At 73.7% G+C, this 16,280-nt stretch carries 14 protein-coding genes; 6 read left to right on the top strand and 8 right to left on the bottom strand.

Annotation, left to right across the window (positions count from 1 at the left end; translation table 11 throughout):
* Nucleotides 1-138 precede the first annotated feature (138 nt).
* Complete coding sequence (locus tag ACFYX4_RS34865; protein WP_389342163.1) at nt 139-966, top strand: enoyl-CoA hydratase family protein; 828 nt, start codon at nt 139-141, stop codon at nt 964-966.
* 218 nt (nt 967-1,184) lie between these two features.
* Nucleotides 1,185-3,464, top strand: a complete 2,280-nt coding sequence (locus ACFYX4_RS34860) for a bifunctional salicylyl-CoA 5-hydroxylase/oxidoreductase (RefSeq protein ID WP_389342160.1) — start codon at nt 1,185-1,187, stop codon at nt 3,462-3,464.
* 1 nt (nt 3,465) lies between these two features.
* On the opposite strand, the gene ACFYX4_RS34855 is transcribed toward ACFYX4_RS34860, so the two are convergent.
* Complete coding sequence (locus ACFYX4_RS34855) at nt 3,466-4,290, bottom strand: PaaX family transcriptional regulator C-terminal domain-containing protein (RefSeq protein WP_389342157.1); 825 nt, start codon at nt 4,288-4,290, stop codon at nt 3,466-3,468.
* 15 nt (nt 4,291-4,305) lie between these two features.
* The gene (locus tag ACFYX4_RS34850) at nt 4,306-5,973 is read right to left on the bottom strand and encodes an AMP-binding protein (protein ID WP_389342154.1); all 1,668 of its coding nucleotides are present in this window, start codon (nt 5,971-5,973) and stop codon (nt 4,306-4,308) included.
* A gap of 169 nt (nt 5,974-6,142) precedes the next feature.
* On the opposite strand from ACFYX4_RS34850, the gene ACFYX4_RS34845 reads away from it, so the two are divergent.
* Both ACFYX4_RS34845 and ACFYX4_RS34840 read left to right on the top strand, forming a co-directional pair.
* Nucleotides 6,143-7,387, top strand: coding sequence for an acyl-CoA dehydrogenase family protein (locus ACFYX4_RS34845; RefSeq protein WP_389342151.1), 1,245 nt, complete (start codon nt 6,143-6,145; stop codon nt 7,385-7,387).
* Nucleotides 7,384-7,791 carry a RidA family protein gene (locus ACFYX4_RS34840; RefSeq protein ID WP_389342148.1) on the top strand — a complete coding sequence of 136 codons (408 nt, stop codon included), beginning with the start codon at nt 7,384-7,386 and terminating at the stop codon, nt 7,789-7,791. The genes ACFYX4_RS34845 and ACFYX4_RS34840 overlap by 4 nt, the downstream gene beginning before the upstream one ends.
* On the opposite strand, the gene ACFYX4_RS34835 is transcribed toward ACFYX4_RS34840, so the two are convergent.
* Entirely contained in the window at nt 7,792-8,001 is a 210-nt protein-coding gene (locus tag ACFYX4_RS34835; RefSeq protein WP_389342145.1) for a DUF5999 family protein, read from the bottom strand. It lies immediately after the preceding gene.
* A gap of 228 nt (nt 8,002-8,229) precedes the next feature.
* Here ACFYX4_RS34835 and ACFYX4_RS34830 point away from each other — a divergent pair, with 228 nt between their 5' ends.
* Entirely contained in the window at nt 8,230-8,673 is a 444-nt protein-coding gene (locus ACFYX4_RS34830; RefSeq protein ID WP_389342142.1) for a DUF6299 family protein, read from the top strand.
* 75 nt (nt 8,674-8,748) lie between these two features.
* On the opposite strand, the gene ACFYX4_RS34825 is transcribed toward ACFYX4_RS34830, so the two are convergent.
* The 4 genes from ACFYX4_RS34825 to ACFYX4_RS34810 all read right to left on the bottom strand — a co-directional run bounded on the left by ACFYX4_RS34825 (nt 8,749) and on the right by ACFYX4_RS34810 (nt 12,167).
* Nucleotides 8,749-9,543 (bottom strand): M23 family metallopeptidase, encoded by a 795-nt coding sequence (locus tag ACFYX4_RS34825; RefSeq protein ID WP_389342139.1) that lies wholly within the window; start codon nt 9,541-9,543, stop codon nt 8,749-8,751.
* An 84-nt stretch (nt 9,544-9,627) separates the two neighbouring features.
* Nucleotides 9,628-10,548 (bottom strand): C40 family peptidase, encoded by a 921-nt coding sequence (locus ACFYX4_RS34820; RefSeq protein ID WP_389342136.1) that lies wholly within the window; start codon nt 10,546-10,548, stop codon nt 9,628-9,630.
* Between the two features lie 219 nt (nt 10,549-10,767).
* Nucleotides 10,768-11,406 (bottom strand): RNA polymerase sigma factor, encoded by a 639-nt coding sequence (locus ACFYX4_RS34815; protein ID WP_389342133.1) that lies wholly within the window; start codon nt 11,404-11,406, stop codon nt 10,768-10,770.
* A 101-nt stretch (nt 11,407-11,507) separates the two neighbouring features.
* Nucleotides 11,508-12,167 (bottom strand): M15 family metallopeptidase, encoded by a 660-nt coding sequence (locus tag ACFYX4_RS34810; RefSeq protein WP_389342130.1) that lies wholly within the window; start codon nt 12,165-12,167, stop codon nt 11,508-11,510.
* A gap of 378 nt (nt 12,168-12,545) precedes the next feature.
* Between ACFYX4_RS34810 and ACFYX4_RS34805 the strand changes: the two genes are divergently transcribed.
* On the top strand, nt 12,546-15,767 hold the full coding sequence (locus ACFYX4_RS34805) for a BTAD domain-containing putative transcriptional regulator (protein ID WP_389342127.1): 3,222 nt from the start codon (nt 12,546-12,548) through the stop codon (nt 15,765-15,767).
* A 60-nt stretch (nt 15,768-15,827) separates the two neighbouring features.
* Here the strand turns inward: ACFYX4_RS34805 and ACFYX4_RS34800 are convergent.
* Nucleotides 15,828-16,280 (bottom strand): transposase (locus tag ACFYX4_RS34800; RefSeq protein WP_389342124.1); only part of this gene is annotated, 453 nt, incomplete at its 5' end.

Here is a 16,280-nt window from a genome sequence, read left to right as displayed (position 1 = left end):
ATGTGACGCGGACCGGTCACGCAGTGACACGCTCGTCGCATACCCGCTCCGCTTATCGCGCACTCCTGACGACAGTCACGTACAGGTGATAATTTCGAGGGGATCGTTCGAGGAACGCTCGTCGAGGAGGCCGCCCTCATGAGTCCCTTCACCGGATCCGCCGCTCGCACCGCCGACTGGCAGCATCTGCGCCTCACCCGGGACGACGGCGTCGCCACCGTCACCCTCGCCCGCCCCGAGAAGCTCAACGCCCTCACCTTCGGCGCCTACGCCGACCTGCGCGACCTGCTCGCCGAGCTGTCCCGGGAGCGGTCGGTGCGGGCGTTGGTGCTGGCGGGGGAGGGGCGCGGCTTCTGCTCCGGCGGCGATGTCGAGGAGATCATCGGCGCCACCCTCGCCCTGGACACCGCCCAGCTGCTCGACTTCAACCGGATGACCGGGCAGGTCGTGCGGGCCGTACGGGAGTGTCCCTTCCCGGTGATCGCGGCGGTGCACGGCGTGGCCGCGGGGGCCGGCGCGGTCCTCGCCCTGGCGGCGGACTTCAGGGTCGCCGACCCCACCGCCCGCTTCGCGTTTCTCTTCACCCGCGTCGGCCTGTCCGGCGGCGACATGGGGGCCGCGTACCTGCTGCCCCGGGTCGTCGGCCTCGGCCACGCCACGCGGCTGCTCATGCTCGGCGAACAGGTGCGCGCCCCCGAGGCGGAGCGGATCGGCCTGATCAGCGAACTCGCCGAGGACGGCGGAGCGGACCAGGCCGCCCAACGCCTGGCCCGCCGCCTCGCCGACGGCCCGGCCCTGGCCCACGCCCAGACGAAGGCCCTGCTGACCGCGGAACTCGACATGCCCCTGGCAGCAGCAGTGGAACTGGACGCAGCCACCCAGGCCCTCCTGATGACCGGCGAGGACTACGCAGAATTCCACGCCTCCTTCACCACCAAAAGGCCCCCAAAGTGGCAGGGCCGCTAACCGTGAGGGGGGAGGGACGGACGACGGCACCAGAGGCCAGTGCGAGCGAGGCGAGGCCGCCGGCGTCCGAGGCGCGGGCGGTAGCCATGCCGACGGACGCGACGACGCCGGCCTCGGGGAAGCCGGCGGCAGCCATTGCGGCCGACGTGACGGTACCCACCTCAGGGGCGCGGGGAACTGCGCGGCCGGCCCCCACCGGCCCGCAGCCGCGTGACGAGATGAACCACCCCCGTCGCATCGCGATCGTCGGCGGCGGCCCCGCAGGCCTCTACGCCGCAGCCCTGCTGAAACACCGCGACGCCCACCGCGAGGTGACCCTCTGGGAGCGCAACGCCCCCGGCGACACCTTCGGCTTCGGCGTCGTCCTCTCCGACGAGACCCTCGGCGGCGTGGAGAACGCCGACCCCGTCGTGTACGCCGCCCTGGAACGGGAGTTCACCCGCTGGGACGACATAGACATCGTCCACCGCGGCCTCCGCCAGACCGCCGGAGGCCACGGCTTCGCGGCCGTCGGCAGAAAGAAGCTCCTGGAGATCCTCCAGGACCGCTGCCGCGCCCTGGGAGCGGACCTCCGCTTTCACACCCCCGCCCCACCCGCGGAGCGCCTCGCCGAGACGTACGACCTCGTCATCGCCGCCGACGGCGTGCACAGCACCACCCGCGACCACTACGCCCACGCGTTCCGCCCCCACGTGGTGAACCACCGCTGCCGGTACATCTGGCTCGCCGCCGACTTCGCCTTCGACGCCTTCCGCTTCGAGATCGCCGAGACCGAGCACGGCGTGATGCAACTGCACGGCTACCCCTACGCACCCGACGCCTCCACGGTGATCGTCGAGATGCGCGAGGAGGTATGGCTCGCGGCCGGCTTCGGGGAGCTGGGGGAGGAGGAGTCCGTCGAACGCTGCGCGAAGATCTTCACCGACGCCCTGGGCGGACGCCCGCTGCGCTCCCACCGCTCCGCGTGGACGACCTTCCGCACGGTGGTCAACGAGCGCTGGTCGCACGGCAACACGGTGCTGCTCGGCGACGCCGCCCACACCGCCCACTTCTCCATCGGCTCGGGCACCAAGCTCGCCGTCGAGGACGCCCTCGCCCTGACCGCGTGCCTGGAGGAACAGCCCTCGCTGCAACAGGCGTTGAGCGCCTACGAGGAAGAGCGCCGCCCCGTCGTCGCCTCCACCCAGCGCGCCGCCCGCGCCAGCCTGGAGTGGTTCGAGGACCTCGCCCGCTACACCGACCAGCCGCCCCGCCGCTTCGCCTTCAACCTCCTCACCCGCAGCCGCCGCGTCACCCACGACAACCTGCGACTGCGCGACGCCCGCTTCACCGACGGCGTGGAGCGGGAGTTCGGCTGCCCGCCCGGCACACCCCCGATGTTCACCCCGTTCCGGCTGCGCGGCCTGACCCTGCGCAACCGGGTCGTCGTCTCCCCGATGGACATGTACTCGGCGGCCGACGGCCTCCCCGGCGACTTCCACCTCGTCCACCTCGGCTCCCGCGCCCTCGGCGGGGCCGCGCTGGTGATGACGGAGATGGTGTGCGTCAGCGAGCAGGGCCGGATCACCCCCGGCTGCACCGGCCTCTACACCGGCAAGCAGGTCGAGGCCTGGCGGCGGATCACCGACTTCGTGCACACCCGGGCCCCGGGCGCGGCGATCGGCGTCCAGCTCGGCCACTCCGGCCGCAAGGGCTCGACCCGGCTGATGTGGGACGGCATGGACGAACCGCTGCCCGACGGCAACTGGCCGCTGGTGGCCGCCTCCGCGCTCCCGTACAAGCCGGGCAGCCAGACACCGCGCGAGCTGACCCGCGCCCAACTCACCGACCTGCGCGAACAGTTCACGGCAGCCGCCTGGCGGGCCGCCCGCGCCGGCTTCGACCTGCTCGAACTGCACTGCGCGCACGGCTACTTGCTGTCCGGCTTCCTCTCCCCGCTCACCAACCGCCGCACCGACGCCTACGGCGGCTCGCTCGCCAGGCGGCTCCGCTTCCCGCTGGAGGTCTTCGACGCCGTACGCGGGGTGTGGCCCGAGGAACGGCCGATGACGGTCCGGATCTCCGCCACCGACTGGGCCGAGGGCGGCACCACGGCTCAGGACGCCGTCGAGATCGCCCGCGCCTTCGCCGCGCACGGGGCCGACGCCATCGACGTGTCGACGGGCCAGGTCGTCGCCGAGGAGAAGCCGGAGTTCGGCCGGTCGTACCAGACGCCCTTCGCGGACATGATCCGCAACACGGTGGGCCTCCCGGTGATCGCCGTCGGTGCGATCTCCTCCTGGGACGACGTCAACTCACTGATCCTCGCCGGCCGCGCCGACCTCTGCGCCCTGGCCCGCCCCCACCTCTACGACCCGCACTGGACCCTGCACGCCGCCGCCGAGCAGGGCTACGACGGCCCCGGCGTCGTCTGGCCGGCGCCGTACCGGTCGGGCAGCCGGCCGCCCCGGACCGGCCGCACCGACGCCCCCAAGCCCCGTCTGACGCTGGGCAGTTGAATCACGCCGGCGGTTCAACTCCGGCGAACTCGGCCCCCGCGTCCCGCAGCCGCTCGTGCAGACCCCGGAAGACGGCCGCCGAGCGGGTCCCCGGCCAGTCGGCGGGCAGCAGACGGTCGGGCAACCCGGGGTCGGCGTACGGGAGATGACGCCAGGCGTCCAGAGCGAGGAGGTAGTCGCGGTACGCCTCCTCCGGCGGGGTGTCCCCGCGCCGCTGCCAGGCGTGCAGCACGCCCGCGTGACGGTCGAGGAACCCCTCGTGCTGCTTGGCGACGGCGGCCAGGTCCCACCAGCGGCCGACGGCGTCGACGGTCGGCGCGAACCCCAGGTGCTCACCGCGGAAGAAGTCGACGTACGCGTCCAGCCGCAGCCGCTCCAGCGTGTGCCGGGTCTCCTCGTAGAGACGGGCGGGGGCGATCCACACGCCCGGCGCGGCCGTGCCGAAGCCGAGCCCGGCCAGCCGGGACCGCAGCACATGCCGTTTCTGCCGCTCCGATTCCGGCACGGAGAACACCGCCAGCACCCAGCCCTCGTCGCCGGGCGGCACGGCCGCGTAGATCCGCCGGTCACCGTCGTCGAGCAACTGCCGAGCCTCCGACGACAGTTCGTACCCGGCCGCGCCCTGCGCCGTACGGGCCGGCAGGAGCAGCCCGCGGCGCTTCAGTCTGGACACCGAGGAGCGCACGGACGGCGCGTCCACGCCGACCGCGGCGAGCAGCCGGATCAGCTCGGCGACGGGCACGGGGCCCGGCGCGAAACGGCCGTACGCGCCGTAGAGCGTGACGATGAGAGACCGGGGTGCGGGCTGGTCGGACACGTTGATCATCTTAGGTCGTCGGTATTACTGCTGGTCACCATGGGTGCCCGCATCGGCGTCGGCGCCGCTGTCGCCGCCCGTGCGCAGCCTGAACCGCTGGAGCTTGCCGGTCGCGGTGCGCGGCAGCGCGTCCAGGAAGACGATCTCGCGCGGACACTTGTACGGCGCCAACTCCGCCTTAACGAAGGCCCGCAGGGACTCCGCGTCCCGCCGCGCCCCCGCCCGCAGGACCGCGAACGCCACGACGACCTGGCCCCGCGCCTCGTCCGGCCGTCCGACCACCGCCGCCTCGACGACGTCCGGATGCCGCAGCAGCGCCTCCTCGACCTCCGGGCCGGCGATGTTGTAGCCGGCGGAGACGATCATGTCGTCGGCGCGGGCGACATAGCGGAAGTAACCGTCGCTCTCACGGACATACATGTCACCGGTGAGGTTCCACCCGTCGCGCACGTACTCCCGCTGCCGGGCGTCGGCCAGATAGCGGCAGCCGACCGGGCCGCGCACCGCGAGCAGTCCGGGCCGCCCGTCGGGCACGGGCTCGCCCCGCTCGTCCTGCACGCGCGCGTGCCAGCCGGGGACGGGGACGCCGGTCGTGCCGGGCCGGATCCGCTCGTCGGCGGCGGAGATGAAGATGTGCAGCAGCTCGGTGGCGCCGATGCCGTTGATCAGCCGCAGCCCGGTCCGCTCGTGCCAGGCACGCCAGGTCGCGGCGGGCAGGTTCTCGCCGGCGGAGACGCAGCGGCGCAGCGAGGAGAGGTCGTGCCCGCCGTGGCCGTCCCGTCCGTTGAGGTCCTCGAGCATCGCCCGGTACGCGGTCGGCGCGGTGAACAGCACGGACACCCGATGGGCGGCGATCGCCGGCAACAGCTGCTTCGGGCCCGCCTGTTCGAGCAGCAGCGCGCTCGCGCCGGCCCGCAGCGGGAAGACGAGCAGCCCGCCGAGGCCGAAGGTGAAACCGAGCGGGGGACTGCCGGCGAACACATCGTCCTCGTGCGGTCTCAGTACGTGTGCGGAGAAGGTGTCGGCTGTCGCGAGCACGTCCCGGTGGAGGTGCATGCACCCCTTGGGCCGCCCGGTGGTGCCGGAGGTGAAGGCGATCAGCGCCACGTCGTCGGCGGCGGTGTCCACGGCCCGGAACGGCGCGTGGGACCCCGGCCTGCGCAGCAGGTCGTCGGGGGCGTCACCGCCGTACGTCGTGATCCGCAGGCCGGGGATCTCCGCCTTGGCGAGGTCGTCGACGGCCCGGATGTCGCACAGGGCGTGCCGCACCCGGGCGATCTCGCACATCGTGCGCAGCTCCTGCGGGCGCTGCTGGGCCAGCACGGTGACCGCGATCGCGCCCGCCTTCAGCACCGCCAGCCAGCACGCCGCCAGCCACGGCGTGGTCGGCCCGCGCAGCAGCACCCGGTTGCCGGGGACGATCCCGAGGTCGCCGGTGAGCAGCCGCGCCAGCCGGTCGACGCGGGCGCGCAGCTCGCCGTACGTCCAGGCGGGGCCGGCGGGGGAGTGGAACACGGGACGGCCGTCGGCGGGGCCGGTCAGGAGCTCGGCGGCGCAGTTCAGCCGTTCGGGGTAGCGCAGCTCCGGCAGGTCGAAGCTGAGTTCGGGCCACTGCTCGGGCGGCGGGAGGTGATCGCGCGCGAAGGTGTCGACGTGGGCCGAGGCCTGCCCGGCGGGTCGCGGGACGTTCATGGTGGGTCGCCCCCTTGCCTTGGTGGGCGCCGAGAAGCGCCGTGGTGGGCGTCGTGGTGGGCTCGCACGCCGAGCGTATCGTGTTGGTGACGACAGTCAACGGCTCGCGATACCGTCGGGGAGGGGAACGAGCAGAGCCCGAGGGAGCCGTCGCAGAGAAGGGCCGACGATGTCCGCATTCTCGCTCGAACCGGAACAGGCCGCCTGGTGCGCCGAACTGCGCGCGCTGGCCGCCGACCGGCTGCGCCCCCTCGCGGACGAGGGCGAGCCCGGCCGCGTCAACCGGCCGCTCGTCGCCGAACTCGGCCGGCTGGGCCTGCTGTCCCGCCTGTTCACCTCCGGCGCGGTCGACCTCTGCCTGATGCGCGAGTCCCTCGCCTACGCCTGCACCGAGGCGGAGACCGCCCTCGCCCTCCAGGGCCTCGGCGCGCACCCCGTGCACGCCCACGGCACCGCCGCCCAGCGGGAGCGCTGGCTGCCCCGCGTCGCCGACGGCGGCGCGGTGGCCGCGTTCGCCCTGAGCGAGCCGGGCGCCGGCTCGGACGCGGCGGCCCTCAGCCTGGCGGCCGAGCCCGACGGACCCGACGGCTGGCGGCTGACCGGCGAGAAGTGCTGGATCTCCAACGCCCCCGAAGCCGACCTCTACACCGTCTTCGCCCGCACCGCCGAGGGCGCCGGGGCCCGCGGCGTCACCGCGTTCCTCCTCCCCGCGGACCGCCCCGGCCTGACCGGCTCCGCCCTCGACATGCTCTCCCCGCACCCCATCGGCGCGCTGCGCTTCGACGCCGTCCCCGTCACGGCGGCCGACGTGCTGGGCGAACCCGGCCACGGCTTCCGCGTGGCCATGACCACCCTCGACCTCTTCCGCCCCAGCGTCGGCGCGTTCGCGGTCGGCATGGCCCGCGCCGCCCTGGACGCCACCCTCGCCCACACCGACCGACGCCCGGCGTTCGGCGGCAAGTTGAGGGACCTCCAGACGGTCGCCCACCAGGTCGCCGAGATGGCCCTGCGCACCGAGGCGGCCCGCTTGATGGTCTACGCGGCGGCGAGCGCGTACGACGACGGCGACCCCGGCGTCCCGCGCCGCGCCGCCATGGCCAAGCTGCTCGCCACCGAGACCGCGCAGTATGTCGTCGACACGGCCGTCCAGTTGCACGGGGCGCGGGCGCTGCGCCGGGGTCATCTGCTGGAGCACCTGTACCGCGAGGTGCGGGCGCCACGGATCTACGAGGGGGCGAGCGAGGTGCAACGGGGGATCATCGCACGGGAGTTGTACCGGGAGCTGCGCGAAGGGCAGGTGCAGGAAGCGGAGTTGAAGACCGGCGGGGAGGCAGGCCTGGAGTCCGGCGTGGAGGCAGGCGCGGAGTCGGCCGGGGAGGCAGGCGCTCAGTCGGCCGCGAGGGCGGCGCGGTGAGCGTCGAGCGCGTCAACCCCCCGGAGTTGTCCCCGCCCACCGGCTTCTCCCACGCCGTCGTCGCCACCGGCTCCCGCGTGGTGTTCCTGGCCGGCCAGACCGCCCTGGACCGGGACGGCAAGGTGGTCGGGGATACGCTCACGGACCAGTTCGAGCGGGCCCTCGCCAACCTGTTGACCGCCCTCACCGCGGCCGGCGGCACTCCCGCGGACCTGGCGCGGGTCACGGTCTACGTCACGGACGTCGCCGCCTATCGGACCCGGGCCGCCGAACTCGGCTCCGTCTGGCGGAGGTTGGCGGGCCGGGACTACCCGGCGATGGCGGTCGTCGGGATCGTGCGACTGTGGGACGAGGACGCCCTCGTCGAACTCGACGGGTTCGCGGTCCTCGGTGACCGGTCCTGATCAGGCCGCGACGGCCAGCCGGTCGGCGATCGCGCGATGCGGCGCCACGACGCGGCCGTCGGGGAGCAGTTCGCCGGAGTCGTCGAAGACGATCGTCCCGTCGCACAGCAGGCTCCAGCCCTGCTCGGGGTGGGCGGCGACGACGTGCGCGGAGTGGACGTTCGCGGAGTGGACGTCGGCCGCGGCGCTCGGAGACTGGTGGGAACACATGGCGCACCTCCACGTCGGTGGGACCGGCCGTCCGGCGGGCCCCGTAGGACGACCATGCGCCCGCCGGACGGCCGCCGCCAGGGGCCGCCGCGGACCGTGACAGCACCGGGACGACTCCACGACCGTTCGCCGACGCCCGGTGCAGACTCGCCACCGAAGGGGTGACGGTCACCGGCGCGGGGGCGGTCGCCCGGTACCAGTGGAATCCCCCACAACCGGAGGCCATCCATGTCCTTGCGTCCCGCCCTCACCGCGGCCGTCGGCGCCGCCCTGCTCCTGCTGGCCGTCCCGGCCCCGTCCGCCGCCGCGGACCCCGCCCCCGCTGCCGCCGCCGAGACCGTCACCGTCGACGCGACCGGCAGCCTCGCCGCGGACGGCACCGTCACCCTCACCGGCACCTACCGCTGCCTCGAGGGCACCGGCCCGGTGTTCGTCAGCTCCTCCCTCGGCCAGGACCCCTCGTCCCAGAGCTACGGCATCGGCGGCACCCGCGCGGTGTGCGACGGCGCGGAGCACCGCTGGGCGAACACCGGCAGGCCGAGGCCGAGCTCGCTCAAGCCCGGCACGGCGCGCGTCGAGGCCACGCTGATGGAGCTCCGCCCGCAGGGCATCGTGCCCCTGCCCCACTTCCACGCCACGCACCAGCAGGACGTCACGCTGGTCGAGGCCTGAGCGCTCTCCGTGGCGAGGGGCGCCGCGGCCGGCCGGACGGCCCGCCGCGACGCCCCTCCCGTGCGGGAAGCGCGCTCAGCACTCCCGCACGCCCGGCAGCCAGGCGGCCGGGTGGTCGATGTAGATGTTGGTGATGTAACCGCCGAGCGCCGGGATGTAGGACCAGGCGTCGTTGCTGTAGCCCTCGGCGTTGACCAGGTCACCGCGCTTCTGGCACTCCACGTACACCGGCGTCGGCCCGGTCAGCGTGCGCACGACCGCCGCGTTCAGCCGCGCGTCCGCCCGCACCCGCACGGAGGTTCCCCAGGTGGTGAAGTTGGTCCCCGGCTGACCGCCGCCGCCCCCCGGGGTGCACGGCAGGCCCACGCCCCGCGCCGCCAGGTACGGCACCGGGTCCATGCCGCGGGTGCTGGACGTGGAGCTGTGCGCCTCGAAGTGCAGGTGGTTGCCGGAGGAGTCGCCCTCGGAGCCCATCCGGGCGATCAACTGACCGCTGCTCACCTGCTGGTTCACGGAGACCAGCCGCTCATACATGTGGCCGTACTCGGTGACGGTGCCGTCGTCGTGCCGGATGCGGATCCACTGGCCGTAGCCGCTCGCGGGCCCCGAGGCGATGACCGTGCCGGGGCCGGTCGAGTAGATCGGCGTGCCGCGGTTGTTGGCGATGTCGACGCCGTCGTGGCCGGAGTGCCACCACTGGGTGACCGTGCCGGCGGTCGGGCAGGAACCGGCGTAGTCGGCGGGCTTCGCGGGAGGGGCGGCGTCGGCGGCGCCGGCCGTGAGCGGGACCAGCCCCGCCGCGGCGAGCGCGGCGGTGAACAGGCCGGCGAACTGGGTGCGCTTGCGCTTGCTGTGGACGAGTACGCGCATGTCGGGTTCTTCTCCGTACGTGTGGGATCGGACAGAGCGGCATCGGGCGGAGCGGAGCCGGGTTCAGCAGTGGGGCACGCCGGTTCAGCAGGCGGGCACGCCGGGCAGCCAGGCCGCCGGGTCGTCGATGTAGATGTTCGAGATCCAGGCCTTGTACTTCGGCAGGTACGACCAGGCGTCGTTGCTGTAGCCCTCGGCGTTGACCATCTCGCCGTGCGTCTGGCACTGGACGTCCACGGCGGTGGGGCCGGGCAGGGTGCCGACCGGGGGCCTGCGGGTGCTGGGGTCCGGACGCAGGCTCACCCCGGTGCCCCAGGTCATGAACCGCTTCGTGTTCGGCGGCGGCTGCTCGTTCCCGCCGACGACGCGCAGGGCGCCCGCGTACTGGGCGTTCATCCGGACGTCGCTGACCATCACCAGCGTCCCGGACTCCCGGGCCTCGACCATCTTGCCGTTGCCGAGGTAGATGGCGATGTGGTGGACGCTGTTGAGGTTCGCCGGGTTCGATCCCCACAGCAGCAGGTCGCCCGGCTGCAACGGGGCGAGGCCGTCGGCCCGCGAGAACCGGGCCGTGGCGCCGCTCCACTGGGCCTGGTTCCAGGAGCCCTCGGGCAGGTGGATGCCGGCGCCCTGCCACGCCGCGTACTGCACGAGGTGCGAGCAGTCGAAGCCCCTGACCTGACTGTCGTGGGCGCCGGGGCCGCCGCCCGGGTAGTCCTGACCGTACGTCGGCCCGTGGATGGAGCCGCCGCCCCAGGAGTACGGCACCCCGATCTGGGAGCACGCGGCATTGACGACGGCCTGCGCTTGGGCCGACGCGCCGGTCAGCGCGCGGCAGTCGGCGGCGGCTGCCGCGGCAGCGGCCGTGGACGCGGCGGGCACGGCGGCCGTGGCGGCCGACGCGGTGCCGGTGCAGGCGAGCGCGGTCGCGAGGAGCAGTCCTCCGGCCGTCGCGAGGGTGCGGTGTGCGCGGTGCGCGTGGTGGGCGCGGAGTGTGCGGCGCATGTGGTCCCCGATTCAGGTCGTGCTGTGGCAGGTGATGGGTGATGGGTGATGGGTGATGCGTGGTGAACGGTGGCGTGCCGGATGCCGGATGCCGGATGCCGGATGCCGGATGCCGGGGCCGAGTCGTCGGGCGGTGCGGCGGGCGCACGCGGTTGATCAACGGACGAGGTGGGTGGAGGGTGAGGCACACGTACGGGTGAGGCAGGTGGTCGGACTGCCTCAGGCGCACGCCGCCGACGGGCGCCGGGCGGCTTCGTCGGCCTTCGTGGAGGAGACGGCGGTGGCGGCGGTTTCGTATGCGTCGAGCGCGGCGCGCATTTTGGCGAGCCCGCGCATGCGGTTGCGCTGGACGGTGCCGCGGTGCGCGCCGAGCCGTTCGCCCGCCATGTCGTGGGTCAGCCCCTCGATGTCGACGAGGATCACGGCGGCCGCCTCCTTGGGCGACAGCCCGCGCAGCAGCGAGGCCGCCGCCGTCTCCGCCTCCCTGACCGCGAAACCGCCGTCCCAGCTCCGCTCGGGCAGCCGGTCGGTGCAGTGCTCACGGCGCGAGGGGTGCCGCCAGGAGTCGCGCAGCAGGTTCAGCGCCGCCGCGCAGGTGTAGGCGTACGGCTGCTGCTGACGGGCCAGGGTGCGGGCCCGGGCCCGGTGGGAGAGCCGTACGTAGGTCTCCTGGAGCAGGTCGTCGGCGTCGTGCGGATCGCCGGTCAGCGCCAGCAGCCGGCGTCGAAGTCTCGGCATCACCGCGGTGAACGCCTCGTCGAACTCGGCGGCGGTCATGTGGTCGACGCCGCTGCCTTCCAGGGCGACTGCGGCGGTCGTGGTCGTCGGCGGTGTCGGCGTGATGTACGTGGTCTGCACGGTGTTCCCCCGGGTCTGTCGCACGGTGCTGTCGCTGTCGCTGTCGCTGTCGCTTTCCGCTTGCGCGTCGCGGTCGCCGTCGCTGTGGTGGTCGTGGCGGGCTACCGGCCGGGGCGGGCGGTGGGCCCGTACTCGGCCGCGGGCGCCTCGGTCAGCAGCGCCCAGTACCGGTCGCCGTACGACCAGTGCCACCACTCGGTCGGGTAGTTGACGAAGCCCGCCACCGTCATCGCCCGGTGCATCAGCAGGCGGTTGGCCCGTGCCTCGGCGTCGATGTTGGTCGCGGCGGTGCGGCAGCCGCCCTCGCTCTCCTCCGGGGTGGCGTTGACCTCGGTGCCGAGGGGGAGTTCCGTCCCGTCCTCGGTGCACAGGGTCAGGTCGACCGCGCCGCCGCTGACGTGCGGCGCGACCTCCGGGGGCGAGATGTAGGCGCTGGCCAGCTCACGGATACGGGCCGGTGAGGCGTCCGGGTGGGCGGAGCGCAGCGTGGCCGAGTACGCGTCGAAGTAGCTGCGCTGCAACGCCGGCGGCCGGAACCCCTCCACCAGCAGCAGGCGGACGCCCGAGGGCAGCGCGCCCTGGGCGAGCAGCAGACGGCGCAGGACGCCGGCCCGGACATGGGCGTACGAGCCGTCGGCGTCGGCCTTGCGGGCGTCGACGCGCAGGACGGCGACGTCCCGGGCGTCGACCAGAGGCTCGCCGTTCTCGACGACGGGAGTCTCGGCCACACGCCGATCCGAGAGCAGGATGAGTTCTGTCACGCTCACAGCGTCGGCGGGCCCTCTGCAGAAGCGATGCAGATCTTCTGCATGCCGCCTGCATGCCGTCTGCATCGCATCTGTAGAAGGCATGCAGCAGGACGTATTCCGGGAAATCGGCAGGGCGTCCGGCGCTCATACGGCGGCCCCTCCGGTTCCGTCCCCCACTGGAAGTCGGACAGTCTCTTTCTCCGATTGGGGGGAAATCCCACCGGACATCCGTCGAATTCCGGCCAAGCGCCGTTCACGCCGGTCTGCCGTGTGAAAAAGGGCAGTCCGGGATGAGGCATGCCTGTCTGCGGGCGCCGGTATCTTGTCCCCGACTGCGGAAACGCGAAAACGGGGGATGCGGTGGACGTTCGCCTTCTGGGCCCTGTCGAGGTGTCGAACGAGGGAAAGCGGATTCCGCTCAACGGCGCCAAACCGAAGGCCATACTGACGGCGCTCGTCATTCATCTGGGTGAAGTTCTCTCCGCCGAGCGTCTGGTCGACCTGGTGTGGGAGGAGGAGCCGCCCGCCACCGCGCGGGCGCTCGTCGCCACCCATGTGTCGGGTCTGCGCCGCGCGCTGGCGGGCACGGCGGGCGACGGCGTGATCGGCACCCGGTCGCCGGGATACGTGGCGGACCTGCCGCCCACCGCCGTCGACGCCCGCCGCTTCGAGGCCGCGTACGCCGCCGGCCGGCAGGCGGCGCTGGACGGCCGGGCCGAGGAGGCCGTCGACACCCTGGAGGCGGCGCTGCGGTTGTGGCGCGGACAGGACGCCCTCGAAGGCCTGAGTCAGTCCTTCGCCCGCGTCGAATCCATGCGCCTGCGTGAACTCCGGCTGGAGGCACAGGAGTTCCGTTACGCCGCCGAACTCGACCTGGACCGCCGCACGGACCTCGTCGCCGAACTCGTCGCCCATGTCGCCGCCCACCCGCTGCGCGAGCGCCCCCGCGGCCAGTTGATGACCGCGCTGTTCCGCACCGGCCGGGTCGCCGACGCGCTGCGCTCCTACGACGAGGGCCGCCGCCTCCTGCGTACCGAACTCGGCATCGACCCGGGGCCGGAACTGCGCGCCCTGCACCAGGCGTTGCTGCGGGCGGACACCGCCGTGCTCGGCGCTCCCGGCCGGCGTCGTCCCGCGCCCGCCGCCCGTACGCCGAACTTGCCGGCGCAGCCCGCGGACCCGCCGCGCGCCGCCGGCGACGACGACCCCCCGCTCCCGCACCCGCGGGACGGCGACGAACCGCCCCACGACGCGACGGGCCGACGTCCCGCACCCTCCCAACTCCCCCCGGACGTATCCGACTTCGCCGGACGGTCGGAGCAGATCGCCTGGGCGACGGCCGTGTTGGAACGGGTACGGGACCCGCAGCGCACCGCGCCGCCCATCGGCGTCGTCTCCGGCCGGTCGGGCACCGGCAAGACCGCGCTCGCCGTCCACGTGGGCCACCGCACCGCCGCGCTCTTCCCCGACGGGCAGCTCTTCGTCGACCTGCGCGCCTCCGACCTGGAACCCGTACGGACCGCCGACGCCCTCGCCCGGCTGCTGCGCGCCCTCGGCGTGGACCCCGACACGCCCGCCGGCGACGAGGAGGACCTCCTCGGGCTCTACCGCACGCACATCGCGCGCCGCCGGGTGCTGCTGATCCTCGATAACGCTGTCAACGAGGCGCTGCTGCGCCCGCTGCTGCCCCCGGGCGGCGGCTCCGCCGTGCTGATCACCAGCCGCCGTCGGCTGGTCGCGCTGGAAGGCGCGGCCCACCTCGACCTCGACGTGCCCTCCCGGGCGGAGGCCCTCGACCTGCTGGCCCGCGTGGCCGGCCCGGCCCGGCCCACCGTGGACCCCGCGCAGGCCGCCGAGATCGTCGCCCTGTGCGGACGGCTCCCCCTCGCCGTCCGTATCGCCGGGGCCCGGCTGGCCGCGCGCCCGCACTGGACGCCGTCCCGGCTCGCCGCCCGGCTGCGCGACGAGCGCCGCCGCCTGGACGAACTCCAGGCCGGCGACCTGGAGGTGCGCGCGAGCCTCGGACTCGGCTACGCCGACCTCGGCGCGCAGGAGCAACGCGCCCTGCGCCGACTGGCGTTGCTGGATCTGCCGGACTTCGCCGCCTGGGTCGCGGGACCGCTCCTCGACGTCACCGCCGACGAGGCGGAGGAGGCGGTGGAGCGGCTCGTGGACTGCTACTTCGTGGAGGTGGTCCGCACCGACGAGACCGGCAGGACCCGTTACCGCATCCACGACCTGGCGCGCGAGCACGCCCGCGAGCGCTGTCTCGCCGACGAGGACGGACCGGACCGCGAGGCCGCGGTGCGCCGGCTCGTGGACCGCTGGCTGGACATGGCGCGCAGCGCGGCGGCCCGCGGCCCCGGCGGCGCGTCACGCCTCTTCCCGCTCCCGACCGGCACGGCGCACGACTCGCTCTACGAGACGCTGAACCTGGCCTCCCGTTCGGCGTCGCCCTTCTCGCCCCGTCCGGCGGACCGGGCGGCCCACCCGGCCGCCGAGCCCACCGCCTGGTTCGCCGCCGAACAACGTTGTCTGCTCGCCGCGGTGACGCACTGCGCGGAGCACGGCATGCTCGACGCCGCGCGGGAACTGGCAGCCGCCCTGATGGCGGCCTCCGCCGCGCTCTACAACCGCTTCGACGCCTGGTCCCGCTCCCACGACGTCGCCCTGGAGGCGGCACGCCGCGGCGGCGACGTGGAGGGCGAGGCCTGGCTGTTGCAAGGTCTCGGCCAACTCCGCCTGGAACAGGACCGTTTCGACGACGCGTACGCCCTTTTCGCCGCAGCGCTGCGCCTCTTCGAGGACCGGGACGTACCGCGCGGGCGCGCGGAGACCCTGGCCGGCATGGGCGCGGCACGCCGCGAACAGGCCCGCTTCGAGGAGGCGTTGACCTTGCTGGCGGCGGCCCTCGCACAGCACCGGGAGGCGGAGGACGACGCCTTCACGGCCCATGTGCTGTACGGCATGGGGTGCGTGTACCGCGACCAGGGCCGCTACGAGGAGGCGTGGGACGTCCTGTCCAGGTCCCACCAGCTGTACGCGGCGGCACGCGACCGGCACGGAGTGGCCCTCACCCTGCGCGCCCAGGCCCTGTGCCACCGGGCGCAGGGCGACCTGGGCGCGGCGGAGTCGCTGCTGCGCGGATCGCTCGCCATCTTCGAGGAGACGGGCGACGCGTACGGCGTGATGTACGCGAGCCAGTCCCTCGCCAAGGTCGAGTTCCGGCAGGGCCGGATGGCCGAGTCCCGCGAACGCCTCGACCGCTGCCTGGACTTGACCCGCGAGCGCCAGGACATGTTCGGGGAGGCCCTCGTCCTGCGGACGCTCGGCGAATGGCACCTCGCCGCGTCCGACTGGCAGTCCGCGGCGGACGTCCTGCGACAGGCCCTCGGCCTCTGGGAGAAACTGGACCTCCCCCTGTGGCGCGCCCGCACCCTCCGCGACCTCGGCTCCGCCGAACACGGCAAGGGCGACACCCGCACGGCACGGCTGCTGCGTGAGGAGGCCGACCACGTCTTCCACGAACTCGCCAGCCGCGAGGCCACGGAGGACGCCGAGGCCCCCGAGGACGCCGGGGACGCCCCCGCCCCTTCTGCCGACAGCGACTAGAAGGCCGATGAAGATCTTGGTGAGGGGCTGTCCGGCCGTGAGGCCGGACAGCCCCTGCGGTCATGCACCGGCCGGTGCGATGTGCCAGGTGCCACTGGTGTGGGTGAGTCCGAGGTTGATCAGTCGGCGGAGGTTGAGGGCGGCGGCCCGGGTGTGGAGCCAGGTGTCGTTCTTGATGGTGCCGCGGTAACGCAGGCGCCGGTTGCCGTGGTGGACGAGCCAGGCGACGGCTCGTTCGACCGGGGGCCGCCAGCGGCGGTAGTCGGCCTGCCAGCCGGGGTCGGTGGCGGCCTGGTGGCGGGCGGCTGTCTGGAGGTCGTGGTGCGGGCGGATGGTCAGGATGCGTCCGGCCCTGGCTTTGGTGCATCGCTCGCGCAGGTGGCATCCGGTGCATAAGCCCCCGAAAGAGGCTTTGCGTTGGTGGTGCTGCCCGCCGGGGTCGGACAGGCCCACGGTGTGTCCGGCCGGGCAGGTCACGACAGCGTCTGCGGTGTCGATGGCGAAGTCGTCGAG

The sequence above is a fragment of the Streptomyces sp. NPDC002328 genome, assembly GCF_042890065.1.
In the GTDB taxonomy this organism is placed as follows: domain Bacteria; phylum Actinomycetota; class Actinomycetes; order Streptomycetales; family Streptomycetaceae; genus Streptomyces.
This window is presented reverse-complemented; position numbering and strand designations above follow the sequence as displayed.